The organism is Nitrospirota bacterium (assembly GCA_016207885.1).
In the GTDB taxonomy this organism is placed as follows: Bacteria; Nitrospirota; Thermodesulfovibrionia; order UBA6902; family UBA6902; genus JACQZG01.
This window is the reverse complement of record JACQZE010000020.1, coordinates 1-24662: the sequence shown is the minus strand read 5'-3', so window position 1 is coordinate 24662 and position 24662 is coordinate 1. Positions and strand designations below refer to the sequence as shown.

Here is a 24662-nt window from a genome sequence, read left to right as displayed (position 1 = left end):
TAAACCAGAAGGCGTCCCGAAATATCGGGACGCCTTTTTTAGCAAATGCAGTAAGGACCATTAATGAAATCCTCTATATCAAAAACCCTTTTTGCCGCTTTTCCATTATTTGTAATACTCATCCTCTTTTTTTCTGTTCCTGCTGTCTACCCATTCGATGTCCCTGACCCATGCGGCAGCAGTGGCTGCGGCTGTATAGGGCCTAACTGTGGTGACACAGGAGAAAGGCCTTTAGGTGGCAATATAGAATATCCCCCGCCGCCTCTTACTCCCAGAGAGCTGGCGATGAACGCCTATAACACTGGCAATTACCATTACCAGTCGGGCAACTGGGCTGAGGCTGAAAGATACTATCTTGACGCGCTTGGGATTTACCCAAACTTAGGCGGAGAGATACATTACAAACTTGGCAATGCAATAGAAGCTCAGCAACGCTATGAGGAGGCGCTGGCATGGTACAGAAAGGCCCAACATCTTGGAGTACATAGTATCCGGGACGGCAAGACAAACATTGAGAGGATTGAAGATATACTTGAACGGGAGGCAGGCAGGCGCAATGCAATCAACCTGAATGAGCAGGGAAAAGATCACTACATGCAGGGCGATTTTGAAAAGGCTGTTGAGTTTTTCCGGAATGCCATAAATAACGACCTTGGCAATGCCGATATACAAAAGAACCTGGAAGCTGCTGAAGCAGCCTTATTAAAGCAGAAAAACCGGGCCGCTTCGTCAAGGATCGAAAAGGATATTGAAAAGCAGATCGATGCGTTGGAGAACGAGTGGTCGTCAGAAGACACACCTGTGGATCTCTCCTTTACAGACCCCGACAAGCTGCCGGCTATTGTACCTGAAACAGAGCCCGGGGGACAGAAATACAAGGGTCTTAGAATAAAGGATGTCCCCTCCCCGTTCGGATATAAAAGCAAGGATGAAAGAGAAGCACAGCTTGCCATACTGACTGAACTCAGTGATGATGAACTGAAAAAAAGAATCGAGCGGACAACACGTATCCTTGAATATATGCTGAGCGATTTTCTTAAAGGCGAGAAGGAGCTTAACGAATGGTTCGCTGAGGCGCAGGATGCGGAGGAAAAGGCGCTGATAGCAAGCTTTAAAATGATGGCAGCATCGGCCCTGAAACTTCCCGGCATCAAAAAGATCGACGACAAAGCCCTCCTCCGGATAAAGCAGCTCTCTGAAAAAGGGCTGACGATCCTGGATTATGGCGATCCTGTGATGAAGTTCAATAATAACCCGTCAGACAGGGAGGCGAACCTTGAACTGGCGCGCAACATGGCAAACGACCTCTATAACATCCTCGGCGAACATCAGAATGTTTATTTTGATAAAAAAACCATATCTGAACTGGGGCCTGAGTATGCCGGGTTCGGCGGATTTCTCATTGACTATATATATGAGGCAAGCCGCTGGGCCGTGGCAGGGGCACAGATAAGGTCAATAGCCGATAACATTGATAAGCCGAAAGGCAAACTCGATGCCCAGATGGAGATGAAGCGTATCCTTGAAGACCTCATCAACGAGCAAAAACAGAGGGGAGGAAAATGACCGGCCTGAGGCGTATGGCACAAAAAAAGAACGTAAAGATCCCCCATAATATTGCCGCCGCAATACTGATAACTTTAAGCCTGATGCACGGCGCCTTCATTATTGCGCAGGCATATGCGTCAGATCTGCCGCCGGAGGCTGAAACTGCCATAAAGGAGGGGGGCAAGGCTGCAGAACTCAAACAATGGGAGGCTGCGATCGAACATTTTAATAATGCCCTGATAAATGGCGGCGAAAGGTCTCCCAGGGTTAACTACTTTTTAGCCCTCGCTTATGACAATGCCGGAGGGCGCGACCTGCACGCAATCGCCCGCTACCGCGCCTTTTTGTCGCTTTCACCGGACTCACCAAAGGCCGGTGAGATCAGACAGCGAATAGCCTTGCTGGAAACCCGGGCCATCAATACCGTGCGTAACTTTATCAGCCTCACGGACCAGGCGCTAAGCAATCTCGGCAGTTCTGCTCTTGGTAACCTTCAGATGACGGAAAGCATCTATCATCCCCTCTTCAGAGCCAAATTATGGTTGGCAAAAAAAGAGAACCGACAAATTACTGCCAATGAACTGATCCAAAATGATGATGAGCAGTATAAACTCAAATGCCTCGGCATCGTCTATGCTGAGATGCGAGATTACACAGATGCTGAAAGAATCGCCGATGATTTAGTGCAGCGTCATTTTTTAATGGCGTTATCTCTCCACCGGGAGATAGCCAAAAATAAATTTGATTCCGGTGATACCGCCGGGGCACTGGCAAGCGTTTCAAGAGCTGAAGAGCTGATTACAACCCACTTCAAGACACCTCCCTCAACACTCCTTGCGGAAAGCGCCGGATTACGAGCCGAGTTTGGTGACCTTACCGGGGCTGAAAGACTGCTCAAACAAGCAAAAGAGTTCGCTACCGGTGTACCCCCCGATGCTTTTTTTGAAGGTGTGTCGATCAAGAGCGCTATAGGAAAACTCGCTCTTGCATATTTCAGGGCAGGTGACCCCGCGGGGACAGACTCCAAGCTCGCACAGCTTCTCGAAGAAGGTGATATCAATGGCCATGATCATGTAATCATGGAGATGTCCCGAATATACGCCGGGAGGGGGGAATCCGACTTAGCTTTTAGCACGAAAAAAAGAATAAGAGAATCGTTTACTTCTTATGATCCAAAAGACTTCATCAAGAGTTGCGCCGGGTCCGGCTGCAATCAAATCAATGATGAATTTACTGAATGGATAGAATTGATCAGCAGCTCCCCCCTTAACCAATTTTCAAAGGATCTGCGCGTGATGCTTAAAGAAGCTAAAGAAGGAGATGAAAGATCACAGCTATGGTTCAAGATGATCAGTGAAGAAAAGGCCGAGCATCCTGAAGAATCGGTGCGAGCCTTGGCCTCTCTTGCGGGTGACTTTGTTGGAGCACTTCAAGCACTGGATGAAAAGGAAGCCAAATGGCAACAACTCAGAAAGTAAGAGTTTAAGGATGAATGAATTGACATTTTACTCTTTAAAAGATATTTTATCTAAAATCCGGTTGATAGGGAGAGGCTGATAATATGAAACGATTGATAATTTTCATTCTTAGTTTAGCTGTAGTAATAATATTAGCAATCAATATCTACAAATCACGGCAGCATGCAGGCGAAGGATGTTATACAGAAGAACGTTTTGTATTGCCTGATGTCTGTATCGGAGCTTGCAGTGAAGGAGAAATCTGTAAAGTGCTGAACACGCGGGGTTATATTTTCGGGCTTCTGAAGCAGCCCTCAGAGTGCGCCTGTGCGGAAAGAGGCAAGAGCGCGGGCAGCATGGGGGAGACAGGAACCGGAGTGACCGGGGTCGTTATCCCGCCGGAGTAAGTCTGATTTCAAGTTAATGGGGAATTGAACAGGTGCTATTAAGCAGTTAAATGGATAGCATATAGGAAAACATGAAAAAGTGGTCTAAACGAATATTTATATCGATTATGATTCTCATTGTAATGCTTGTTGCAGGTTTATACGCACAATTACATTTTGCAATGGGATACCACTTTAATGATCGTAAGTTTGACTCAGCTTTATTTAAGTCATTTGGCAAAAGCAATAATCCTGATAACCCCAGAGGCCAAATGTTTGACGATCTTGATAACCGCTATCTACGAAAAGGATTATCAAAGAAAGACATAGAAGGTTTGCTGGGTCCGGCAGACATGAAGTCCGAATATGATTTCTTAAGTTATAATCTCGGCATGTGGAGTGGCTTCCGTATGGACTATGATTCACTAGACTTGAAGTTTGATCATGAGGGGAAGCTGCTGAACTACCATCGAGTACAACATTAATTTTTGATCTGCGGGTTAGGCCTCAAAGAAACAAAGAATGGCGACCATTCTGGTGCATCCATGGTATTGACACAGGTATAACTATCTGTCATACTTTAGGCATGAAAACGGCCATATCCATCCCGGACACACTTTTTGATGAGCTTCAGGAAATAGCTAAAAAGCAGCATCGTTCCAGAAGCGAGCTTTTTACCGTTGCGGTCAAGGAATATCTTGATCGGATCAAATCCCAAACTCTTTTATCATCTCTCAATGAGGCCTATTCAGAACCGGAAGCTCCTCAGGATACCGCTTTAAGGCAAAAAAGCAAAAAATACTATTCCCGAAAATTGTCAAAGGAGCCCTACTGATTTGGGAATCAGGCAGGGTGATATCTTCTGGATTGATCTGGGTGAACCTCATGGATCGGAGCCGGGATATAAGCACCCTCATGTTATCGTGCAAAACAACATATTTAATCTAAGCAGGATCAATACCGTTGTTGTTTGCGCTGTAACATCAAATCTCAAACTGTCAAAAGCACCGGGCAACATCCTTCTCAAAAAAGGAGAAGGCAGCCTGAAAAAAGAGAGTGTCGTCAATATATCGCAGATAATTACGATTGACAAAGCAGACCTTATTGAAAAGATCGGCAGGCTTTCACCGGCAAGAATTAAACAAATAATCGACGGCATCAAACTCCTGATAGAGCTGCGGGAACTCTAACAAGACAATGCGCTGCTGGATAGTGACTTTTTCATATCTGATATTTTATGATATTTCACTTAACAGAAAATTGAGGAGCCTTCTGCATGATACATCCCGATACTGAGCTTAAATTCATTAATCACGAGATCGGCTACGGAGTGGTGGCTACAAAATTCATTCCAAAAGGAACCATAACATGGAGCCTGGATAAGCTGGACCGCATCTTCACCCCGTTGGAAATAATCGATATGGATGAGATATATAAAAACATCATCTCAAAATACACATTCCGCGATAAGTGCGGCAACTTTATTTTATGCTGGGACAACGGCAGGTATGTCAACCACAGCTTCAGATCCAATTGCATAACTACCGCATACGAGTTTGAGCTTGCGGTCAGGGATATTCACGCAGGTGAAGAACTGACCGATGATTACGGTTATCTCAATGTAACAGAGCCGTTCGATTGCCTGCCGGAAAAATGGAGCAGGCGGAAGCGCGTCAATCCTGATGATCCCATTTATTATCACAAGAACTGGGATAAGAAACTTCGAGGGGCATTCAAAGAATTCATAAATGTAAAGCAGCCGCTGAAGGAATTGATAGATGCCGAAGTCTATAGAAAATGCCTTGCGATATCACAGGGTGAAGCGAGAATGGATTCTGTGCTGACATGCTACTATCCCGGTTCTAACAACCTGATAGAAGATTCTTCCATCTCTATCGGCTGAAGCTTGCTAAAAAGTCCGCGAACAACACCTATCTACAATTAAAGAGCTTTTTCCTGTATTCTATTACCTGAGAATATTCAATCCATCAGGCTGAGAAATGACAGACCAACAACCCAATAACCCCCTTCACGGCATCACCCTGGAGATGATCCTTACCCGGCTGGTAGAGCATTACGGATGGGATGAAATGGGGAAGCTCATTGACATCAGGTGTTTTAATAATGACCCGAGCATAAAGTCGAGCCTGAAATTTCTGAGAAAGACACCGTGGGCTAGAAAAAAGGTTGAAGACCTTTATCTGAATTGGATCTACAGGATGAGATCAAATGAGAAGCATAAGGAATAGGATCAATTAGATATGGCTGATATAGGACGATTAAACGAACTGAGGGTGGTCAAGGAAGTTGATTTCGGTGTTTATCTTGACGGCAAGGATCTGGGCGAGATACTTTTGCCGCTCAGGTATGTGCCTGAAAACTGTAAAGTTGATGATATGCTGGAGGTCTTCATATACCTTGATTCTGAAGACCGTATTATCGCCACTACGGAAAAGCCTTTTGCCATGGTCAATGACTTTGCCTTGCTGAAGGTCGTAGCTGTTAATTCTGCAGGCGCATTTCTTGACTGGGGACTGCCAAAGGATCTGCTGGTGCCTTACAGTGAGCAGAGGCCGGTCATGAAAGAAGGAGAATCGTATGTGGTCAGGATCTATCTCGACCTTAACAGCAACCGTTTGGCAGCATCCTCTAAACTCGACAAGTTTCTCAACGACGACTCGGGCGACTTGAAACCGGGGCAGGAAGTGGAATTGCTGATATGCGAGCAGACCGGCCTCGGCTGGAAAGCCATTGTTAATAATTCACATTGGGGTGTGCTTTATGATAACGAGATATTCCAGCCGTTAAATAAAGGGCAGAGAATAAAAGGTTTCATCAAGAAGATAAGGGATGATAAAAAAATAGACCTCTGCCTGCAGAAACCCGGATATGAAAAAGTCGATGACATATCAGAGACGATCATCGCCGCGCTGAAAGAACAGGGAGGATTCATTCCTGTCACAGATAAAAGCTCGCCGGAGATCATTTATAAATTGTTCGGCATAAGCAAGAAGACTTACAAAAAAGCGATAGGCGCAATTTACAAGAAGAAACTTATTACCATTGAGAATGACGGCATTAAGCTGGTAAATAAAGGCAAGATGAAATGATCCCATGGGAATTTATCGACAGCGCGAAGATACCCGGTAACAGCGATGAAATGCGCCTTTACAAGCGGGGCGATGAGTTCTCTATCAGAGTGGGCAATTGCGAGTTAATGAACAGCAGGGTCTATGGATCTGAAGATGCGCTCGGTGAAATGACAAGCGCAAAGGTCGCCAAACATCCCGGCCCGAGGTTATTGATCGGAGGGCTGGGCATGGGATACACTGTGGCTGCGGCTCTGAAACGGCTTAGGGCTGATGCAAAGATAGTAGTGGCAGAACTGGTGCCTACGGTAGTGCAGTGGAACAGGGGCCCGCTCGCGCATCTTGCAGGACACCCGCTTGATGACGAGCGTGTCACTGTGAGAGAGATCGATGTTGCTGAAATCCTTCGTTCCGAGAAACTGGCGTACGATGCCATTATGCTGGATGTGGATAACGGGCCTGAGGGCCTGACCCGGAAGCGTAACGACTGGCTATACACACCGGAGGGGCTGAAGGCGGCATTTAAGGCGCTGCGGCCTGAAGGCGTCCTGGCCGTATGGTCTTCCAGTCCTGACAACGCCTTTGTCCGGCGTCTTAAGCAGGCCGGATTCAAGGTAGAGGAAGTTGCTGTACGCGCGCGCGGTACACACGGTGGAGCGCATTACACGATCTGGTTCGCCACACACGCTTCCTGACCTGCAAAAAATACCACCCTGCTTACATTATCCCCCTACACATAAAGAGTTTTTTCCTGTATTCTATAATTTACAATTAACAAATCAACAGGAGGTGTCATGCTGGAACCTAAAAAGATCACCATGTATTCAGGCGGCCACAAAGGAACTGAGGAGTATTTCGGGATAGCTGCGGAAAAGTGGGGCATAAAGGAAGTCACATTTAATTTTGAAGGGCATGAGATCAGCCGCGAAAAGGGGCTGAGGATATTGACTGATGCGGAACTTCTGCGCGGCGGCGTAAGCCAGGATATCATCAACAAACGCATGGAACGCTCATTTGCGCAGACGCCGACTATGCAGAAGATATTTCAGACGGTATTCCATATAATTAACAGCGGCTATCAGGTCTTTGCTGTCGGCTGGCTGTTGTCCAATGGAACGGTCAAGGGCGGCACAGGATGGGGAGTTGAACTGGGAAGGTTATTCAACAGGCCGGTGCATCTTTTTGAGCAGGAGAGGAAAGAGTGGGTCTCGTGGGTACATAATGAGTGGGTCACTGACGAACCTGTTATATCTCATAAAACGATATCAGTCACCGGCACGCGGAATCTGACCGACGAAAGCATGCAGGCTATTGATGAGCTGTTTGAGCGTTCATTCAATGCGCATAAGAAATAACTAACCTCAATTTTACAGGAGATATTTATGTCATCCTCAAGCAATACCGAAAAACGGTTAACAGTCCTTATAGACGCAGACAACGCCCAGGCTTCCATTATTGACGGGCTTCTCGCGGAGATATCAAAGCACGGGGTCGCGAGCGTGAAACGCATATACGGCGACTGGACAAAACCGCTTCTCAAGAACTGGAAGGATGTGCTTCTTCAACACGCCATACAGCCGATACAGCAGTTCAGCTACACAAAGGGCAAGAACGCGACTGATATGGCGATGGTCATAGACGCGATGGACCTGCTCTACTCAAACCGCTTTGACGGCTTCTGTATCGTGTCAAGCGACAGCGACTTCACGAGGCTTGCGTCAAGAGTCAGGGAAGCGGGTTTGCTTGTATACGGATTCGGCGAGAAGAAGACTCCTCAGGCATTTGTCTCTGCATGCGACAAATTTATTTACACTGAGATATTAACAACTGCAAGCGAGCCGAGCAAAAAGATGACTCCTAAAAACACAACCGAGCTGAAGAGAGACACACGCCTGGCAAACCTCTTCAGGGGAGCTGTGGAATCGGCTGCCGATGATTCAGGATGGGCTAACCTGGCAACGGTCGGGAACAAGATAGTAAATCAGGCGCCTGAATTTGATTCAAGGAATTACGGTTATGCCAAGTTAGGCGAATTAATTGACGCCACGCAGCTGTTTGATATAGATGTCCGCACTATCGGGAAAGAAGGGCATAAGGTTACTTACATAAAAGACAAAAGAAAGTAATTTCCGGCCGGCGGTTCACTCAACCAGCTTCTTCAGCTCTCCGGGGTATATCTTCCTCTCACTCTCAGGCGTATCTTTATTTTCTGAAGGCCATTTATCTGACTGGGGATCAACACCCTCAAGCGTGACAGCTGAAGGGTGAGTATCTACAATCCTCGGATTCTTTGAAAGGTCAACGCCTTCAACCCTGCAGGCGAACTCAAGCTGTATGTTGTTAGGGTCGGTTGTAAATATTGAATGTATAAAACCGTTGTCAATGACCTCGGACACCCAGAAGTCCGCAGCCTCAAGCCTCTCCTTCAGCTTCCAGAGCTCATTCTCATCTGTTACTTCTATGCATAGATGGTCAAAGACGAACGGGCCTTTCACAGGCCTTCCGGGATCCTTGTCAGGAGCAGGTTCCACTCCTTTCCATTCAAAGAAGGCTGCCATCACATTCTTTGATATCTCAAAGAAATACTGCCTGTTGCCGCCATCTCCAAGGCCGGCTATAAGCCTCATGCCAAGAAGGTCCCGCCAGAAGCTTATGGTTCTGTCCATATCCCCTGTCGCCAAAGCTACATGGTTTATCCCGCGGTAATTCAGCATGCTCCTCCTTTATCATTAATTATACTTTTATTTTTTTATATCTCACAATAAATTCATAGGTTGGCCTCATAACCTTATAAGACTATTTACATCCGGCATCGATTTATACTTATTGAAATTCCCCTAAGTGATGGGTTATAATTTATTCCACTTTCAATATCATTCTTTTAAGGAGGCAAGCATGTATGTAGTCACTGTTGATAAAGCAAAATGTGATGGTTGTGAAGAGTGCGCCAATCTCTGTCCTTCAGAGGTATTTGAGATGCAGAACGGCAAGTCTGAGCCGGTTAACGCTGATGAGTGCGTATTTTGTCTGACATGCGTTGAGGGATGCCCCAACGGAGCTATCACTGTAGTAGAGATGTAACCAATTTGAAAACCAACAAAAAAAGCGTCCCGACTGCTCGGGACGCTTTTTTTTGTTTAAAGTAATCAGTTGTCAGGATTTCTTGATGTAGATCTCCCAGTAGCCTTTGTCCTCGATCTTGATGAGCTCATAAGGATAGTTATTCTTCTCACAATACTTTGGTATTGTGTCTTCAGCAGATGCCGGAGCGTCGCAAAGAACCTTAAGCAGCGTGCCGGGCTCTGCCTTCTCGATAGTCTTCTTGGTCAGAACGAGCGGGAAAGGACATACCCTTCCAAGAACATCGAGTGTCTGAGTTGGTGCCTGTGATTTTAAATCAGCCATTATTGCCTCCTGTTTTTAAGCTTTAAAAGAAAAGCAGATGTTTAGATTCTTCCATCATTGCTGCTATTTCTGCATAAGGAACTACCTTGGTCTCGATGTCAGCCCCGAACTCCTCTGCGTCAATTACTATATCATCCTCAGAAAGGCCGAACCTGTCAAGGTCCTCCTTGCAGATAAGCACATTGATATCAAGCAACAGCGCCATCTTCACCTGAGTCTCAGTGCTGGTCAGGCCGTAAATGTCAGCGGCCTTCTGGTCTTTTAAGCAGTTTAAAACTCCGTCGCCGACAAAGGCGATGTCGCAGGTGACGATGTCACCATCCTCAAGATATACCTCAACAGACTGGCTTGCGATCGCGTGTGTAAGGGCAAGCTTCGGATTCTCGCTTTTGTACGGTGGCCTCTGAACTATAAACCCAAGATTAGTAGTCGCCATGATTACTCACCTCCTATATGCAGGACCCTGTCAGCATCAAATGTGCTTGCAAGATACCAGTCCATACTTTTTCTATCAACGCCTTCAAGCGTATTGTCCTTATGATAACCCCTTGCCTCGGCGCATGCTTCACATGCGGTGACCTTAAGGCCCTTTGCCATAAGTTCTTTGAGGGGTTTTTCCAGAGAAGAGTAATCCTTGAATGCACGCTGCTTATCGATTGAGAGCATTGTGGCGTTGCCGGAAAGCCAGAGGTCAACCTTATGCCCCTTCTCAAGAGCCGCGCCTGCAAGCTTAACGGTAAAATCAAGGTTCATTGAACCAACCAGTGATGCAAAACATCCTATAGTAAGTTTTCCCATTTCTATTATCCTCCTATAACCAGGCTAACTTTTCGTAATCATTGAAGATAAGGTCTACCACACCGGCGTAGTTAACGACCTTTACATTGTCTGCGATATCCTTGCTGCCAAGGCCTCTTGAGTCAAGATCCTCTGAAAGGGCATAAAATTCAGCGGACTTGTCGAGCAAAGAAGAAGCCTTGCCTTTGTCCTTGATGCTGGCATGATAAACGCCGTTGCCGACGAGAATGATGCCGAGTTTGTCTGCGGTCAACCTGTCAAGGGTATCAACCGTGAGTCTGTAATCACTCACAAAAACTGCCAGCTTCATATGAAAACCTCCTTAAGGCGAGAATTAAAAAACAAGAGATTTTATCTATAATAAATAGTATTTGTCAATGTAACGATTATCTTATAAGAAAACTTTATAGATTTCTGAGACAATTGCCTGATGTTCATAAATATATAACGCTGCCGCATCTGGACTTAATCTTTAAATATCAGCTTAAGCGACAGGGCGCCTGCGGCAGACCCGATAAAATCGGCAGCCACATCACCGATTCCTGCAAACCTTCCTGCCACATAACTCTGGTGATATTCATCAGTAATGCCGTAACAGGTCGCAAGAACGATCGAAAGCAGTAAAATGTTCGAAATGACCCCGCTTTTCCTGAAAGAGATATAGTAAAGCACTGAAAGAACGGCATACTCAAAAAAATGGATGGCCTTGTCCGAAAATTCCGGAAGGTCCCCGATATCCGGAGATTCGACAGATGAGAGAAAGAATATGAGCGCCATATAGCCCAGGGTTAACAGCCAGAAAAAGAGGGCTGTTTGCCTGTTCTTCTGAATCAGCTTTTTCATTTATTATCCAAAAATATTCAGCCACATGAGCACTCTGTGAAGGATACCGCCCACTATTATTGCAAACGGAAAGATGAAGAGAGCGATCACCAGCCCTGTCCTTACGCCCCTCTCCTTTATGATCATGAAGAGGTTCGCGATGCACGGGATGAAAAGTGTTATGGTAACAAGGCTCACAACGACCTGCTCGGCATTTAAAAGCCCATCTTTCTGGAGTCTGAAGAGCCCTGCCGCGCCGTAATCGCGCCTGAGAAAACCCATTATGAATGACTCTGTCGCCTCAGCCGGAAGGCCAAGGACAGTGACTATCAGAGGAGATGCCATCTTCTGAATAGCTGGAATTATCTTCAGTTTGTCTGCTGTAAAGAGTATTAATGTCCCCAAAATAAACAGCGGGACAGCCTCCTTCAGATACCATTCGATACGCCACAGCGTCTTTATCAGGACATTTGAAAGCTGCGGCTTTCTTATAGGCGGAAGCTCAAGAATAAAGTCCGCCCTCTCGCCCGGTATCAGCTTAGCAGAGAGAAAACCGACAAAAAATATCGTCAGGATAAGGACAGAAGCCCAGATAATAAAAGCCATGACAGGCAGGTTGCCGAACATTCCGAGAATAACGCCAAGCTGGGCTGAACACGGCACTCCAAGCGCAAGCAGTATTATGACAATAAGCCTCTCCTTTGGCGTGTCCAGAATCCTTGTCGTAAGTGTTGCCATTGTGTCGCAGCCAAGCCCTAACACCATCGGCAGCACCGCCTTTCCGTTAAGCCCCATCAGCCTGAAGACCTTGTTCAGCATAGCTGCGAGGCGGGGGAGATAGCCTGAATCCTCCATAATTGAAAAAGCGAGAAAAAAGGTCGCGGTTATAGGAAGTATTATCGCGATAGCGTAAGTGAGCGCCATCGTGATGATGCCGTACGGCCCGATAAGAAGCTCCTGTACAAAAGTAAACGGGATAACCGCCATGATGATCTTCAATGCCCACGGGTTCAGGTATTTTCCGAAGAGTACATCCTCAAACCAGTCAACAAGCACGCCTGCGCCAAAAACTCCTACAAACTCATACATGAGAAACATCACCAGCAGGAGAAAGGGTATCCCGAGCACAGGATGCGTTGTTATATTGCCGATATATTGAGCCAGCCCCTTTCTGTCCGGCACTGTCCTTATTACCACTTCATCTGTGATCTCATTTACCTTGGCAAGCCTCTGGCTGCTGATAATGAAGCTCAACTGCTGCGAATATTTCTGCGATGCCTCATCCCTTAATTCTTCCAGCCTGTTTATCTTATCTTCGGAGAGATTATCAAAGAGCCAGGTCTTCAAGGTCCTGTCACCGGAGAGTATCATCAGCGCAATGGAACGCCTTGATATGTTCGACTCAGGCAAAAGAGGCTCTATCTTTGAGATATACTCCTCAATAGTCGCGTCATACGAAAACCTGTAATGCGAGACATCAGGCTCCAGAGCGGCCTTTTTTAAAGATGCTATCCCCTTCCTCTGAACCGCGATGGTTGAGACAAGCTTGATGCCGAGCCTTTCCTTGAGCAGATCCTCCCTGACATCTATCCCGCGGCTTGATGACTCGTCCCTCATATTCAGGGCTATGACAAGCGGCAGTCCCATCTCAATAAGCTGCAGCGTGAGCGAGAGACCCCTGCGGATATTCTTTGTATCAACAACCTGGATTACCGAGGTTGCTTCTTCCTCAAGCAGGATGTCCCTTGTGACCTTCTCATCCTCGCTCATCGGGACAAGGCTGTTTACCCCCGGAGTGTCAATTATCTGGAACGTCTCCTTATTAATGACCGCTTCGCCCTTTGTCACCTCAACGGTAGTTCCTGGATAATTCGAGACAGTGACATACCTGCCTGTGACCAGGCCGAATATCGCGCTCTTGCCCACATTCGGGTTGCCTACAAGAAATATCCTCGGGCAGCCGCTCGTTGTCTCTTTTTTTGTATGACAGTGGTCGTGCATAATTTATCTCTTCAGTCCTTTATTTCCTGCAGTTAGAGCAGTAACCGTAAAACTCCATCTTGTGATTTAATATCTGAAAGCCGAGATCGTCAGCTATCTTTATCTGCATATTCTCCAGCCGGGTATCCTGAAATTCCGTTATCGAGCCGCAGGTCAAACATATCAGGTGGTCATGATGCTCTTCACCTGAGAGCGACTCATATCTTGTGAGGTTGTCAGCGAAAACCTGCTCTGCCGCAAGCCCTGACTTGGCAAGCAGTTTGAGAGTTCTGTAAACGGTCGTAAAGCCGATGTTCTTGTGCTTTTTGATTATCTTTCTGTAAAGCTCTTCAGCCGTCACATGCCCGTCAGTCTTCAAAAACTCCGCAGTTATGACGTCCCTCTGGCGCGTGGACTTCAGCCCCTCGGTCTTAATGAATTCGCTCAGCCGTTCCTTCTTTTCAGCAAGCTTCTCTTTGTCCATAAATAAATTAATCCGGTTTACTCAAAGTGACGATTATATATTCCGTATGAACTTTTATACCACGGCAGAAAAGGGAATGTCAAGGAAATTGAAATTCATTTTCAATTAGACGGCAAACTGCGTCTCCCTTTTATAAGGAGAAACACAGAGGGGTACTGCCGTTAAACTGTTGCACAACAAACGGGATTTGTTCTGTTTCTACTCACTATCAACCGGCGTGACAACCGCCATCACAACAAGCTTCTCGCCTTTATCAGCGTCAAAGCCATGTTCAACCATCGGGTCGCACGGGATGCAGGTCTTTTCATCAGCCTCGAACTTCTCTGTGCCGACGGTGAAGGTGCCCTTCCCTTCTACAACATACATCATCAGCCTCATCGGTGCCTTATGAGGCGTGAGCTTCTGGCCGGGCTCAAGGCACATCAGCGCCACCCTCATCTCAGGGGAATCAAAGAGCATCTCTCTTGTTAATTTGTCTTTTTTGAATGTTATCAGATCCTTCAGATCATAAGTCTTCATGGCCTGTCTCCTTTAACCTTACTCAAATGTTATCGCCTCAACCGGGCACATATTCGCTGCGTCCTCGCAGTTGCATGTGCCGCACTTCTCAGGCGCTTTTACATACGCCTTTTCATCGCCCTTGAGTTCAAATACATCCGGACAAACCTCCACACATGTGCCGCATCCGATACAGAGATCATAATCAATAACCGGTTTTTTCATTTCAGCCTCCTTGATATATTTATTTTCTTCATGCCTTATTGTGATGCTTTGAGATAAGTTATGGTATGAGATAAATCATATGTCACAATCTCTTCTTTAGCAAATGGCAGTTTCCATGGGTAGACAGGGCTGTAATCAGGTGAATAAACATTTATATTTTCATAATTGATTCACATTCTTCATGTTAAAATATGAATATAAAAATACAGGAGGAAACAATGTTGAAGAAATTTATCATAGTTTTACTGTCGATGTTCATCGCCTTACCGGTTTTCGCAGAAGAAAAAGGAGAGGCGATATCTGTCTTCGGGCATATTACTTACGGTTCTTATTCAGGGAGTGCTGAGAGAGACGATATCATATCGGAGACCCTGAATCTCTCTTATATCCCTGCCCCTGAATACGGCGCAAGCCTGAAGATCAATAATTCCAATCTTAACCGTAAATCCCCTCTGGGTGACATCAATGGGACAAATGTCGGCCTCACATATTTTTTGATGCCTAAAAGGGCAGACGGGAGTGCTATCGGCGGAAAAGTCAGTATCCTGCACATCAGCAGTGATGATATAAATTCGGACAATACCTTTATCCCTTATGTGTCAGCCATATATAACTCCGCTGATTTAAGGAAACACCTTGATCTTGGATATGCCCGTACCGAGTATACCGATACAAGGGCAGACCAATTCACCATTACAGGAGGTGTATCGCTTTTTAACGACTGGATATGGTCTCAGACAAGGCTTTTCTATATTGATTTATCAGAAAAGGTTCAGGATAAAGAAAACGCCTTTGCTGTTGAAGAACGGCTTACCTACTATGCAATACCGAAGCAGTTAAGCATCTCTCTTTATGGAATGTTAGGGCAGAGGATATTCGCCTATGACCCTGACCTGAATACAGCATATAACCTTTCTGATGTCCAGAACGGCAGCGCAGGGGTATCGGTGAATTATAACCTCTCAAAAGCAGTATCTGTTTACGGAGATGTAACTTATGAAGCTTACAAAAATAATTATATAGCAGATCGTTACAATATAACATACGGCACGGCGGGCGGGCGGATCAACTTTTAAAGGGGGCAATAATGAAGAGGTTTTTAACAGTATGCATCATATTAGTATCCGGTTTAATCCTTACAGCGCCCATGTCATTTGCAGAGGGGAAGAGCTATTCGCTCGGCTATGAGATCAGCAAGGAACCCTCAGGCATCATGAAGCTCACTATAAATACTTCCGCGCTCGCATCCGGACTGTGGCTTGGCGTGACATTCTATACCCCTGACGCAATGACAACTGAAAACCACATCTTCCCGATCAAATTGGGAAAGGGCGTTACCGAGATGGTGATCAATCCGAAGTTTGTGAACGGCACTTTTGAGGCGGCAGTTTGGACAAAGAGGCTCTCAATAGATGAGTGCGCCAAGACCGATGATTTCTGCCAGAAGAACGGATACAAGGCAACCGGCATGGTCGCTTATATATGGAGATACATTACAAGCCCGTAATGCGGAGAGCTTATGGATACAAACAAGCTTAAAGACCTCGCTGTCAATGAGAGCGGGCTGATATTCGATCCGTCAACAGGATATATATTTACCTCTAATGCCCAGGGGATATTGATAATGAACGCCCTGAAAGAAGGCAAGGGCATAGACGAGATAAAGCAGATAATCCTTGATGCCTACGATGTAAATGCCGATACAGCAGAGAAGGATGTCTTTGATTTTCTCGGCCAGTTAGCCAATTGCGGGCTTATAAAGGATACGGCATGAACATTGCCATAACAGGGCTCAACGCGGTAGACACCCCCGGCCCAGGCGTCGCTGTGGCAAGAAGCATAAAAGAAGATCCCGGATGGGAGGGGCGTATCGTCGGGCTCGCTTATGACGCGCTTGAACCGGGCATTCTTGACAGCGAATTGATAGACGCGGCATATCTCATGCCCTATCCGAAAGCAGGCAGAAACGCGCTTTTGGAAAAACTGCGTTATATCCATGAGCAGGAGCATCTTGATGTCATCATCCCGACCCTTGACTCAGAGATAATGAACTTCATACAGATCGAGCAGGACCTCTCAGCAATGGGGATCAAAACGCTTCTGCCGACAGAGGAGCAGTTCACAAAAAGGTCAAAGTCGAACCTGCAGAAACTCCAGGAAGAATTCGGGATACAAACTCCTGAGACTCATCTCATATCAGATGTAAACAGGATACATCAGCTTAAAGAAAAATTTCCTGTGATGGTGAAGGGGATATTCTATGACGCATACCTTGCGCATACAGTTGATGAAGCAACGCATTTCGCCCTTAGAATAGCTGCCAAATGGGGATATCCCATTCTCATACAAAGGCATATTGAGGGAGAGGAGTTCAACGCCGCTGCCGTCGGTGACGGTGACGGCGGGGTGATGGGAATAGTCTGCATGAAGAAGATGGTGCTTACGGATAAGGGCAAGGGGTGGGCATGTGTGAGCATAAAAAATGACGGCCTCATGGATTTGACGCGGAAGATCGTCAAGTCGCTGAAATGGCGCGGGGCGCTTGAGGTAGAGGCGATATATTCAAAAGCAGACGATGCCTTTTATCTTATCGAGATAAACCCGAGATTCCCCGCGTGGATATATCTGGCAAAGGCCGCCGGCATGAACCTGCCTTATATGCTTCTGCAAAAAGCTGTTAACGGGAATAAAGCTGAAGAAGCTCTCCATTACAATACAGGGATTGTATTCACCAACTATACCGTTAACCTCATAACTGACCTGGCAAGGATACAGACATTATTCACAGCCGGAGAGATCGTCTATGAAAAAGCCGTATGAAAAACCCTTTATAACGCGGCATCACGGCGGCATCATCAACAAGTTCGGGGAGCGCCCTGCGGCGCAGGTCTATGACTCTATCGAAGGCATAAAGGTAACTGACCTCATCGCTCAATTCGACAGCCCGCTTTTTGTCTATTCAGAGAAGAAGATGAAGGAGCAGTACAGGCGTCTTATAGACGCCTTCACACTCCGATATCCGAAGGTCCAGCATGCCTGGAGCTATAAGACCAATTATCTGAAGGCCATCTGTAAAACATTTCACCGCATGGGTTCATGGGCAGAAGTCGTCTCTGAGATGGAATATGAGATGGCAAAGGGTCTCGGCATCGAGCCGTCGAAGATAATATTCAACGGGCCTTTCAAGCCGTACCATATCCTGAAGGCCGCCTTGGCCGAAGGCGCTATGGTGAACATAGACAACATGGATGAGCTTTATGACGCGGAGAAGATAGCCAATGAGACAGGCGATTCAGTGAATATCGGAATAAGGCTGAACATGAATCTCGGGGCATATACCGCATGGGACAGATTCGGATTTAATATAGATTCAGGAGAGGCGTACAGGGCGGTAAAGAGAGCGGTCTCAGGAGGCAAGCTGAATATAACAGGGCTTCACTCCCATATCGGCACCTTCATCCTTGACCCTGAACTATACCGTATGGAGATAAAGAGCCTCATCGGATTCAGCAAGCTGATAAAAGAGGAGTTCGGCATAACTGTAAAATATCTTGATATCGGCGGAGGCTTCGCATCCCGCAATAAACTCAAAGGCTCATATCTCCCGACAAATGAGACCGCCCCTGCGTTTGACAGATACGCAGAAGCGGTATCTGATGAACTGCTCTCGGCATTCAGGCCTGACGAACTCCCCCTTCTCATACTTGAGACAGGCAGGGCTTTGATAGACGAATGCGCCGTACTTGTCTCTTCCGTATGCGCTGTGAAGAGGCTTGCAAGCGGCATGAGGGCGCTCGTCATAGATGCAGGCGTGAACATCCTCTTTACCGCGTTCTGGTATGACCATGACATCGTGCCCGCCGTTGACAGAGGGTATGCTTCTGAAGATCACGTGGTCTACGGCCCGCTGTGCATGCAGATCGACGTGATACACCCGCTGATAAAGCTCCCTCACCTTGAAAAAGGCGATGCTGTTATTATAAAACCTGTCGGCGCTTACAATAACACCCAGTGGATGCAGTTCATACAATTGAGGCCCAATGTGGTGATGATCAGAGAAAACGGAGAGGCAACAATCATCAGAGAGGCGGAGACCATTGACTACCTTCAGGCAAAAGAGAGATTCCCTGACCAGCCTGATTAGGCTGATCTCCGGATCGATCCCGCTAAGCTACTCAAACATATTCTTCTCAAACAGCAGGCTGCTGGGCATCTTAATAATTGCCGCAACTATGCTCTTTCCTCTGCACGGCATCACGGGCATCCTCGGAGCCCTCTTTTCAGGCTCATGGGCATATCTTCTCGGAGCAGACAGGCAGTCCATAAAAAAAGGGTTCTACGGCTTTAACGGCGCGCTGACGGGACTGGCAGCGGGATATTTTTATACCATGGATATGCCTCTGCTTCTTTTCCTGCTTCTAACAACGCTCTTCCTCACGCTCCTGACCATCTTTCTTAATAATGTCTTTGATCAACATTTCAAACTGCCAGCGCTGAGCATGCCTTTTAATATAACCGCTTCCATGATCATGTTAGCGGGCGCTGCGATATCGCATCTCACTCCCGCAGAGAACATGCCTCTTATTAACATGCAGCCGCCTCTTCCGTCTGATATGGATACATTCCTCTCTTCGTTCAGCGCCATACTCTTTCAGCCCAATCCCGTTTCAGGGCTCCTTATCGCAGCGGGAATACTCATATACTCAAGGATCGCTTTTACCCTTATGGCGACAGGCTTTCTCGCGGCTTATTACATACATCTATTTTCAGGAATTGATATGAACATCATCAATGCAAAATATCTCGGCTTCAATTACATGTTCTCATCTCTTGCCATAGGCGGAGTCTTTGCAATATCAGGCGCAGGCAGCTTTGTTCTGGCACTGCTGGCATCTGCCGTAACAGTGATCATCACCGCTGCATGCGTCATGCTGCTGCCCTTCCCGCTCTCTCCGCTTGCGATCCCGTTCAATTTAACGGTCTGGCTCTTTTTATACGCGCTCCGTTTCAGGATATATCCCTGTTTGAATATTAATCTCTCTCAAAACAGCGTACTCTCTCCTGAGGAGAGCCTGAGGAAGCACCATGAGATACTCAAACAATGGAAGAAGAGCCCGATAACGATCGCCCTTCCGTTCCACGGTCGGTGGCAGGTCACACAGGGCATAGACGGTAAGGTCACGCACAAGGAGGACTGGCGCTTTGCCTATGATTTTCAGGCGGTGGATTTCAACGGCAGGAGCTACAGGTCAGACGGGCTGGAACTTGAAGACCATTATTCATTCGGCCTGCCTGTTATATCGCCTGCGGACGGAAGGGTTCATTCAATAAAAAAAGATGTCCATGACAACAGCATCGGCAAAGCAAATACAGAAGAGAACTGGGGCAATTACATCATTATTGAACATGCCCAGAATTACTACTCCTGTCTCGCGCACCTAAAAAAAGGGTCAATAAAAGCCGCTCCCGGGCAGGATATAAAAAAGGGCGAGATAATCGCGGCATGCGGCAATTCAGGACGCTCGCCTTATCCGCACATACATATGCAATTCCAGGTGCTTCCTAAAGCCGGGGCTCCCTCGAGCAGTTTTGAATTCTCAAATGTGATGACAGGAGATGAAGGCCGTACCTTTATCCCTCAGGGAAACATCAGTGAAAGTTCAATAGTTCAGAATATGGTCCCTGCTGCTGACTATGAAGAATTCTTCCCATATTCATTGAACAAGATCTGGACATACAAAGTGACCGGCGGAAAGAATGAAAAGATTGAAGAGTGGCACACAGATCTGGATTTTTACGGCAACACCTTTTTAAAGTCATCGCCTGAAGAGGCAAGGCTCTATTTTCAATTATCAGGAGGTGTCCTAAGCGTAAAGGCTATCGAAGGAGATGACGCGGCAGGGCTTTCGCTCATGGGAAGTTTTATATCAGAGATACCTTTCACAGCCAATGATCAAGAGATAACATGGAGATCGTTCGAGCCTGCTGATTACGGCATACCAACGGTATTTAAAGCGGCTATCGATGTATTGTCACTCGTTGGCGTCAGCCTTATGGCAGACCGCCTTTATACAGCGGAAACCATCAATGACGAGATGATGCTGAATATAAGATCATCCCTGAGCCTTAAGATCCCGTTTATGACCTTTCGGCTGAAGGAATTGCCGGTGGTTGATATGGTATTCAAAAGAAAGGCAGGGATGAAGTCGTTAAAGATAGAGGGCGGGAAGGAGATTGTTTTAGCGCCTTAACAGACAACTGTCGCATCTATTGCTGCCGCAGGCCCCTGAAATGCCTTGATGGCAGAGGGCAAAGTCATACTTTATCGGGTCTTTCGGGTCAAAACTCTTTAATGATTCTGTTATCTCTTTGGCAGTCTTCCAGTCAGAGGCCGTCCTCTCTGTCAAGCCGAGGCATCTTGATATTCGCGCTATGTGAGTATCAAGAGGGATGATGAGTTTTGAAGGCGGTATCTCATCCCAGATGCCAAAATCGATGTCCTTTGCCCTTACCATCCACCGTAAAAACAAGTTCAGCCTCTTGCACGCGCTCCCTTTGGTTGGAGAAGGGAAGAGATGCGTCACTCCAAGAGGTTTGATATTCATATCGTATATTTTTGATGTATCCAGACTGAGAAAACAATCTGCAAAACCTGTCAGCGCTTCTTTGACATCTTCATGTTCAGAACGGTAATGGTTAGTAAAGAGTTTCTTCAATGACCCCCATTCTTTGAGAGAGTTGCTCAGCATATAGACGTAGCAGAGAACATCCTCCTCTGTGCTGAACCTGTATTTGATGCCTTTCAGATATTTTTTATCTTTCTTAATATCGAAGTTGAGAATAAAAGATGCCGGGTGCTTTCCGCCTGGCTGGAGTATCTTTTCTATCACCGGCTTAAATAACCCAACCTTGCCATAGGCAAAAGACGAGGCGATAAACCCTGCTATCTCGATGTCCTCAGGCTTTGCATAGCGGTGCGGGAACTCGATCGGGTCATGCTTCAGCCGTTCCTGGAAGTCAAAGTCTTTGTAAAACTTTTCAAGGGCCTTCTTGAGGGCAGAACCTTTCTCAGCGCTTACCGGCATAACCTATATTAACACGCATTTTGAAGCCTGAACGATACTCTCATTGCGCATAGACTTTAATGAGAGACAATCAAATCTGCGTTTGTAAGCAAATAAATATTAATTATGCTAATACCCCCTATAAGTCTGTAGTATTAATTTTGTTCGTTAGCTATTATCTTATTACCAATAAGTTATTGTACTGCAATAGTGTTATTAACTAATACAAATAACCAGACACAGGAGGCTTGCTAAAATGAGATATCCCATAAAACACTATATGTTTTTTGCCTTTTTGTTGGCTGCGGTATTTGTTCTTCCGCAACGCTCAGATGCAGCTGATTGGGACATTATCACAATTCATCAGAATAATCTACAGGTCACGCCTTCTCCTCCTCCTTATAGACCTTCAATCGATGTAGACTCTTCATACAAACCTCATATTATTTATTTGATAAAAGATCAAAATAGAACAGATTATTTCTGCTTATATGAACAGGATTATTTATTAATGAATTTGAATTATGTAATAATCGAGGGGAACAATTTAGCCCATCAAACGGGGGTGCGTTACATACAAGCCGACTTTCCAGTGGCGGCCATCAGTCCTACTTTTTTATCTCTTGATGCAAATAATACCCCTCATGTCAAATACCCGCATAATCCCAAAACGAACGGCAACTGCATCAGCATTGACAAATACAAATCCTATAACGGCACCTCATGGCAGGATGAAGCTTATTTCGAACACAGAACCGACAATGCAATGGATTATGACTCACAGCAAAGAGGACATAAATGCGAGATAGATAAGACCGGCGGCTTGCCTTATGAAGTAAAATACTCTTACCAGGATGCAGCTGGCTTGTGGCAATCCGAGACTGTTTTTAATCTTCACAAGGATGGTAATACTGAGTGTTCAATAGCCATCGGCCCTGATGATGAGCCCCATCTGGCTTTTGCAGGCCCTGATGGAACCAATTCTGTCTTATATTACGCTAGACATGCTAAATATAATAGACATTCATTGCTTATCAATAAACCCGGCTTAGGGATCGGGACTGTGACGAGCAGTCAGGAAGGAATTAACTGCGGAGCAGACTGCTTCGAGGAATACAGCCCTGGGACATCAGTTACGCTCACGGCAACACCTTCCACAGACTCGACATTCACAGGCTGGTCAGGAGGCGGGTGCTCAGGCACAAGCACATGCACTGTGACAATTGATGCCGCAAAATATGTCACGGCCACATTTACGATCCCAATAGTTGACGGCTTCAATACATATGTGCATGGCATAATTTCCAATTATTGGGAGGGAAGTTCTGTCAATTCCATAGCGTTGCAGACAGACGGTAAAATACTGATAGGCGGAGCTTTCACGACAATAGGCGAAATTACCCGCAACGGGATAGCGCGGCTGAATTCGGACAGCAGCCTTGATGCCGCATTCAATCCTAATGCAAATGACTTTGTCAGTTCCATAGCAGTACAGGCAGACGGAAAGATTCTCATAGGCGGATATTTCACGACAATAGGCGGTGTGACCCGTAACCGTATAGCACGGCTGAATTCGGACGGCAGCCTTGATGCCGCATTCAATCCTAATGCAAATGACTTTGTCAGTTCCATAGCAGTACAGGCAGACGGCAAAATACTGATAGGCGGAGCTTTCACGACAATAGGCGGTGTGACCCGTAACCGTATAGCGCGGCTGAATTCAGATGGCAGCCTTGATGTTGCATTCAATCCCAATGCAAGTAGTTCTGTCAATTCCATAGCATTACAGACAGACGGCAAAATACTGATAGGCGGAGCTTTCACGACAATAGGCGGTGTGACCCGTAACCGTATAGCGCGGCTGAATTCAGACGGCAGCCTTGATGCCGCATTCAACCCCAATGCGAATGGCAATGTCAATTCCATAGCATTGCAGGCAGACGGAAAGATACTCATATGCGGATATTTCACGACAATCGGCGGAATTACCCATAATTATATAGCGCGGCTGAATTTAGACGGCAGCCTTGATGCCGCATTCAACCCCAATGCGCTGGGCGAGGTATATAAGATATCAGTGCAGGCAGACGGAAAGATACTCATAGGCGGATGGTTTAACGCAATGGGCGGCACTATCCGTTTTAACATTGCACGTCTGAATGTGACTGCAGACACAAACATTTTGGCCGTCAGTAAAGAGGGTACAGGAAGCGGAACTGTGACAAGTTCACCGGCAGGCATCAACTGCGGAGGCGACTGTACTGAGACGGTCAACTACAACACATCCGTCACTCTCACGACAGCACCTGCAACAGGCTCGACATTCACAGGCTGGAGCGGGGGCGGATGTTCCGGCACTGGAACATGCACTGTGACAATTGATGCCGCAAAACAAGTCACCGCAACATTCACGCTTGATGCAACCTACACCTTAACCGTCACCAAATCCGGCACAGGAATCGGGACAGTTACAAGTTCACCATCAGGCATTGACTGCGGAGGTGACTGTACTGAGACACTTAACTATATGACCTTTGTCACATTCACGGCCACACCCTCGGCAGGCTCTGCATTCACAGGCTGGAGCGGAAGCGGATGTTCAGGCACAGGCACTTGCATCGTAGCCATGACCACAGATAAGTCCGTAACCGCCGCATTTATGCCTAATCATACATTGACAGTCACTTCAGCATGCGGAACTGTTACCAGCTCCCCTTCCGGCATCAACTGCGGAGCAGACTGTTCAGAGGCATATGATGAAGGAACTGCTGTAACACTTAACGCAGCACCAAATGCGGGATATTTGATATCCGGCTGGAGCGGCGATGCTGACCGTGCTGACGGGATAGTTACCATGAATGCTGACAAGAGCTGTTCAGCAACATGTGTTGAACTTCCTTCAGTAT

General features: G+C 46.5%; 31 protein-coding genes. 20 read left to right on the top strand and 11 right to left on the bottom strand.

The features are described 5' to 3' along the window. Positions 1-63 precede the first annotated feature (63 nt). The 12 genes from HY807_09840 (at position 64) to HY807_09785 (ending at position 8606) form a co-directional block, all read left to right on the top strand. Positions 64-1566, top strand: coding sequence for a tetratricopeptide repeat protein (locus HY807_09840; GenBank protein ID MBI4826700.1), 1503 nt, complete (start codon positions 64-66; stop codon positions 1564-1566). Between the two features lie 14 nt (positions 1567-1580). Further along, positions 1581-3026 (top strand): hypothetical protein, encoded by a 1446-nt coding sequence (locus HY807_09835; protein ID MBI4826699.1) that lies wholly within the window; start codon positions 1581-1583, stop codon positions 3024-3026. A gap of 83 nt (positions 3027-3109) precedes the next feature. Continuing rightward, positions 3110-3412, top strand: a complete 303-nt coding sequence (locus tag HY807_09830; GenBank protein ID MBI4826698.1) for a hypothetical protein — start codon at positions 3110-3112, stop codon at positions 3410-3412. A 71-nt stretch (positions 3413-3483) separates the two neighbouring features. After that, on the top strand, positions 3484-3876 hold the full coding sequence (locus tag HY807_09825) for a hypothetical protein (GenBank protein MBI4826697.1): 393 nt from the start codon (positions 3484-3486) through the stop codon (positions 3874-3876). A gap of 101 nt (positions 3877-3977) precedes the next feature. After that, on the top strand, positions 3978-4226 hold the full coding sequence (locus HY807_09820) for a ribbon-helix-helix protein, CopG family (GenBank protein ID MBI4826696.1): 249 nt from the start codon (positions 3978-3980) through the stop codon (positions 4224-4226). Position 4227: 1 nt separating this feature from the next. Then, positions 4228-4581, top strand: a complete 354-nt coding sequence (locus HY807_09815) for a type II toxin-antitoxin system PemK/MazF family toxin (protein ID MBI4826695.1) — start codon at positions 4228-4230, stop codon at positions 4579-4581. 86 nt (positions 4582-4667) lie between these two features. Beyond that, positions 4668-5294 (top strand): SET domain-containing protein, encoded by a 627-nt coding sequence (locus HY807_09810; GenBank protein MBI4826694.1) that lies wholly within the window; start codon positions 4668-4670, stop codon positions 5292-5294. Between the two features lie 97 nt (positions 5295-5391). Next, positions 5392-5640: a DUF2132 domain-containing protein gene (locus HY807_09805; protein ID MBI4826693.1), complete on the top strand. Its 249-nt coding sequence runs from the start codon at positions 5392-5394 to the stop codon at positions 5638-5640. A 12-nt stretch (positions 5641-5652) separates the two neighbouring features. Further along, complete coding sequence (locus tag HY807_09800; protein MBI4826692.1) at positions 5653-6501, top strand: GntR family transcriptional regulator; 849 nt, start codon at positions 5653-5655, stop codon at positions 6499-6501. Continuing rightward, positions 6498-7175: a hypothetical protein gene (locus tag HY807_09795; protein MBI4826691.1), complete on the top strand. Its 678-nt coding sequence runs from the start codon at positions 6498-6500 to the stop codon at positions 7173-7175. The genes HY807_09800 and HY807_09795 overlap by 4 nt, the downstream gene beginning before the upstream one ends. Positions 7176-7274: 99 nt before the next feature. After that, positions 7275-7835, top strand: coding sequence for a hypothetical protein (locus HY807_09790; GenBank protein ID MBI4826690.1), 561 nt, complete (start codon positions 7275-7277; stop codon positions 7833-7835). A 27-nt stretch (positions 7836-7862) separates the two neighbouring features. Next, complete coding sequence (locus HY807_09785; GenBank protein MBI4826689.1) at positions 7863-8606, top strand: NYN domain-containing protein; 744 nt, start codon at positions 7863-7865, stop codon at positions 8604-8606. 15 nt (positions 8607-8621) lie between these two features. Here the strand turns inward: HY807_09785 and HY807_09780 are convergent, their stop codons facing one another. Continuing rightward, complete coding sequence (locus HY807_09780) at positions 8622-9194, bottom strand: VOC family protein (protein ID MBI4826688.1); 573 nt, start codon at positions 9192-9194, stop codon at positions 8622-8624. A 181-nt stretch (positions 9195-9375) separates the two neighbouring features. On the opposite strand from HY807_09780, the gene HY807_09775 reads away from it, so the two are divergent. Continuing rightward, positions 9376-9561: a 4Fe-4S binding protein gene (locus tag HY807_09775; protein MBI4826687.1), complete on the top strand. Its 186-nt coding sequence runs from the start codon at positions 9376-9378 to the stop codon at positions 9559-9561. A 72-nt stretch (positions 9562-9633) separates the two neighbouring features. Here HY807_09775 and HY807_09770 read toward each other — a convergent pair whose 3' ends face one another. From HY807_09770 to HY807_09730, 9 genes are all read right to left on the bottom strand, one after another. Beyond that, positions 9634-9885: a sulfurtransferase TusA family protein gene (locus HY807_09770; protein ID MBI4826686.1), complete on the bottom strand. Its 252-nt coding sequence runs from the start codon at positions 9883-9885 to the stop codon at positions 9634-9636. A 22-nt stretch (positions 9886-9907) separates the two neighbouring features. Then, positions 9908-10321: a DsrE family protein gene (locus tag HY807_09765; protein MBI4826685.1), complete on the bottom strand. Its 414-nt coding sequence runs from the start codon at positions 10319-10321 to the stop codon at positions 9908-9910. A gap of 2 nt (positions 10322-10323) precedes the next feature. Further along, a complete protein-coding gene (locus HY807_09760) occupies positions 10324-10683 on the bottom strand; it encodes a DsrE family protein (protein ID MBI4826684.1) in 360 nt (119 codons plus the stop codon). A 13-nt stretch (positions 10684-10696) separates the two neighbouring features. Then, on the bottom strand, positions 10697-10993 hold the full coding sequence (gene dsrH / locus HY807_09755; protein MBI4826683.1) for a sulfurtransferase complex subunit TusB: 297 nt from the start codon (positions 10991-10993) through the stop codon (positions 10697-10699). A 155-nt stretch (positions 10994-11148) separates the two neighbouring features. Then, entirely contained in the window at positions 11149-11526 is a 378-nt protein-coding gene (gene vanZ / locus HY807_09750) for a VanZ family protein (GenBank protein MBI4826682.1), read from the bottom strand. A 3-nt stretch (positions 11527-11529) separates the two neighbouring features. Then, on the bottom strand, positions 11530-13506 hold the full coding sequence (gene feoB / locus HY807_09745) for a ferrous iron transport protein B (protein ID MBI4826681.1): 1977 nt from the start codon (positions 13504-13506) through the stop codon (positions 11530-11532). Positions 13507-13525: 19 nt separating this feature from the next. Next, on the bottom strand, positions 13526-13969 hold the full coding sequence (locus HY807_09740) for a transcriptional repressor (GenBank protein MBI4826680.1): 444 nt from the start codon (positions 13967-13969) through the stop codon (positions 13526-13528). A gap of 198 nt (positions 13970-14167) precedes the next feature. After that, the gene (locus HY807_09735; GenBank protein MBI4826679.1) at positions 14168-14488 is read right to left on the bottom strand and encodes a cupin domain-containing protein; all 321 of its coding nucleotides are present in this window, start codon (positions 14486-14488) and stop codon (positions 14168-14170) included. An 18-nt stretch (positions 14489-14506) separates the two neighbouring features. After that, on the bottom strand, positions 14507-14692 hold the full coding sequence (locus tag HY807_09730; GenBank protein ID MBI4826678.1) for a ferredoxin: 186 nt from the start codon (positions 14690-14692) through the stop codon (positions 14507-14509). Positions 14693-14910: 218 nt separating this feature from the next. Between HY807_09730 and HY807_09725 the strand changes: the two genes are divergently transcribed. Genes HY807_09725 through HY807_09700 form a run of 6 tightly spaced genes read left to right on the top strand, consistent with a single transcriptional unit; the run spans position 14911 to position 20943 of the window. After that, positions 14911-15768 (top strand): hypothetical protein, encoded by an 858-nt coding sequence (locus HY807_09725; protein MBI4826677.1) that lies wholly within the window; start codon positions 14911-14913, stop codon positions 15766-15768. Between the two features lie 11 nt (positions 15769-15779). Next, the gene (locus tag HY807_09720; GenBank protein MBI4826676.1) at positions 15780-16199 is read left to right on the top strand and encodes a hypothetical protein; all 420 of its coding nucleotides are present in this window, start codon (positions 15780-15782) and stop codon (positions 16197-16199) included. A gap of 12 nt (positions 16200-16211) precedes the next feature. Further along, positions 16212-16466 carry a PqqD family protein gene (locus HY807_09715; GenBank protein ID MBI4826675.1) on the top strand — a complete coding sequence of 85 codons (255 nt, stop codon included), beginning with the start codon at positions 16212-16214 and terminating at the stop codon, positions 16464-16466. Continuing rightward, complete coding sequence (locus tag HY807_09710; GenBank protein ID MBI4826674.1) at positions 16463-17512, top strand: ATP-grasp domain-containing protein; 1050 nt, start codon at positions 16463-16465, stop codon at positions 17510-17512. Before HY807_09715 ends, HY807_09710 begins: the two co-directional genes overlap by 4 nt. Then, complete coding sequence (locus HY807_09705) at positions 17496-18836, top strand: diaminopimelate decarboxylase (GenBank protein MBI4826673.1); 1341 nt, start codon at positions 17496-17498, stop codon at positions 18834-18836. The genes HY807_09710 and HY807_09705 overlap by 17 nt, the downstream gene beginning before the upstream one ends. Further along, positions 18790-20943, top strand: a complete 2154-nt coding sequence (locus HY807_09700) for an urea transporter (protein MBI4826672.1) — start codon at positions 18790-18792, stop codon at positions 20941-20943. Before HY807_09705 ends, HY807_09700 begins: the two co-directional genes overlap by 47 nt. On the opposite strand, the gene HY807_09695 is transcribed toward HY807_09700, so the two are convergent. Next, positions 20932-21777, bottom strand: a complete 846-nt coding sequence (locus HY807_09695; protein MBI4826671.1) for a TIGR02757 family protein — start codon at positions 21775-21777, stop codon at positions 20932-20934. The two genes, HY807_09700 and HY807_09695, sit on opposite strands and share 12 nt — an antisense overlap. 571 nt (positions 21778-22348) lie before the next feature. Here HY807_09695 and HY807_09690 point away from each other — a divergent pair. Further along, positions 22349-24662: delta-60 repeat domain-containing protein (locus HY807_09690; GenBank protein ID MBI4826670.1), on the top strand; the 2314-nt coding region annotated here is incomplete at its 3' end.

Bases quoted from the DNA above. Each gene is read 5' to 3' on its own strand.
- HY807_09780 (MBI4826688.1), bottom strand. From the start codon at position 9,194: ATGCTGAATTACCGCGGGATAAACCATGTAGCTTTGGCGACAGGGGAT.
- HY807_09795 (MBI4826691.1), top strand. From the start codon at position 6,498: ATGATCCCATGGGAATTTATCGACAGCGCGAAGATACCCGGTAACAGC.
- HY807_09730 (MBI4826678.1), bottom strand. From the start codon at position 14,692: ATGAAAAAACCGGTTATTGATTATGATCTCTGTATCGGATGCGGCACA.
- HY807_09835 (MBI4826699.1), top strand. From the start codon at position 1,581: ATGGCACAAAAAAAGAACGTAAAGATCCCCCATAATATTGCCGCCGCA.
- HY807_09790 (MBI4826690.1), top strand. From the start codon at position 7,275: ATGCTGGAACCTAAAAAGATCACCATGTATTCAGGCGGCCACAAAGGA.
- vanZ (MBI4826682.1), bottom strand. From the start codon at position 11,526: ATGAAAAAGCTGATTCAGAAGAACAGGCAAACAGCCCTCTTTTTCTGG.
- HY807_09760 (MBI4826684.1), bottom strand. From the start codon at position 10,683: ATGGGAAAACTTACTATAGGATGTTTTGCATCACTGGTTGGTTCAATG.
- HY807_09825 (MBI4826697.1), top strand. From the start codon at position 3,484: ATGAAAAAGTGGTCTAAACGAATATTTATATCGATTATGATTCTCATT.
- HY807_09705 (MBI4826673.1), top strand. From the start codon at position 17,496: ATGAAAAAGCCGTATGAAAAACCCTTTATAACGCGGCATCACGGCGGC.
- HY807_09715 (MBI4826675.1), top strand. From the start codon at position 16,212: ATGGATACAAACAAGCTTAAAGACCTCGCTGTCAATGAGAGCGGGCTG.
- HY807_09765 (MBI4826685.1), bottom strand. From the start codon at position 10,321: ATGGCGACTACTAATCTTGGGTTTATAGTTCAGAGGCCACCGTACAAA.
- HY807_09785 (MBI4826689.1), top strand. From the start codon at position 7,863: ATGTCATCCTCAAGCAATACCGAAAAACGGTTAACAGTCCTTATAGAC.
- feoB (MBI4826681.1), bottom strand. From the start codon at position 13,506: ATGCACGACCACTGTCATACAAAAAAAGAGACAACGAGCGGCTGCCCG.
- HY807_09800 (MBI4826692.1), top strand. From the start codon at position 5,653: ATGGCTGATATAGGACGATTAAACGAACTGAGGGTGGTCAAGGAAGTT.
- HY807_09805 (MBI4826693.1), top strand. From the start codon at position 5,392: ATGACAGACCAACAACCCAATAACCCCCTTCACGGCATCACCCTGGAG.
- HY807_09695 (MBI4826671.1), bottom strand. From the start codon at position 21,777: ATGCCGGTAAGCGCTGAGAAAGGTTCTGCCCTCAAGAAGGCCCTTGAA.
- HY807_09710 (MBI4826674.1), top strand. From the start codon at position 16,463: ATGAACATTGCCATAACAGGGCTCAACGCGGTAGACACCCCCGGCCCA.
- HY807_09770 (MBI4826686.1), bottom strand. From the start codon at position 9,885: ATGGCTGATTTAAAATCACAGGCACCAACTCAGACACTCGATGTTCTT.
- HY807_09830 (MBI4826698.1), top strand. From the start codon at position 3,110: ATGAAACGATTGATAATTTTCATTCTTAGTTTAGCTGTAGTAATAATA.
- HY807_09740 (MBI4826680.1), bottom strand. From the start codon at position 13,969: ATGGACAAAGAGAAGCTTGCTGAAAAGAAGGAACGGCTGAGCGAATTC.
- dsrH (MBI4826683.1), bottom strand. From the start codon at position 10,993: ATGAAGCTGGCAGTTTTTGTGAGTGATTACAGACTCACGGTTGATACC.
- HY807_09820 (MBI4826696.1), top strand. From the start codon at position 3,978: ATGAAAACGGCCATATCCATCCCGGACACACTTTTTGATGAGCTTCAG.
- HY807_09720 (MBI4826676.1), top strand. From the start codon at position 15,780: ATGAAGAGGTTTTTAACAGTATGCATCATATTAGTATCCGGTTTAATC.
- HY807_09840 (MBI4826700.1), top strand. From the start codon at position 64: ATGAAATCCTCTATATCAAAAACCCTTTTTGCCGCTTTTCCATTATTT.
- HY807_09810 (MBI4826694.1), top strand. From the start codon at position 4,668: ATGATACATCCCGATACTGAGCTTAAATTCATTAATCACGAGATCGGC.
- HY807_09775 (MBI4826687.1), top strand. From the start codon at position 9,376: ATGTATGTAGTCACTGTTGATAAAGCAAAATGTGATGGTTGTGAAGAG.
- HY807_09735 (MBI4826679.1), bottom strand. From the start codon at position 14,488: ATGAAGACTTATGATCTGAAGGATCTGATAACATTCAAAAAAGACAAA.
- HY807_09725 (MBI4826677.1), top strand. From the start codon at position 14,911: ATGTTGAAGAAATTTATCATAGTTTTACTGTCGATGTTCATCGCCTTA.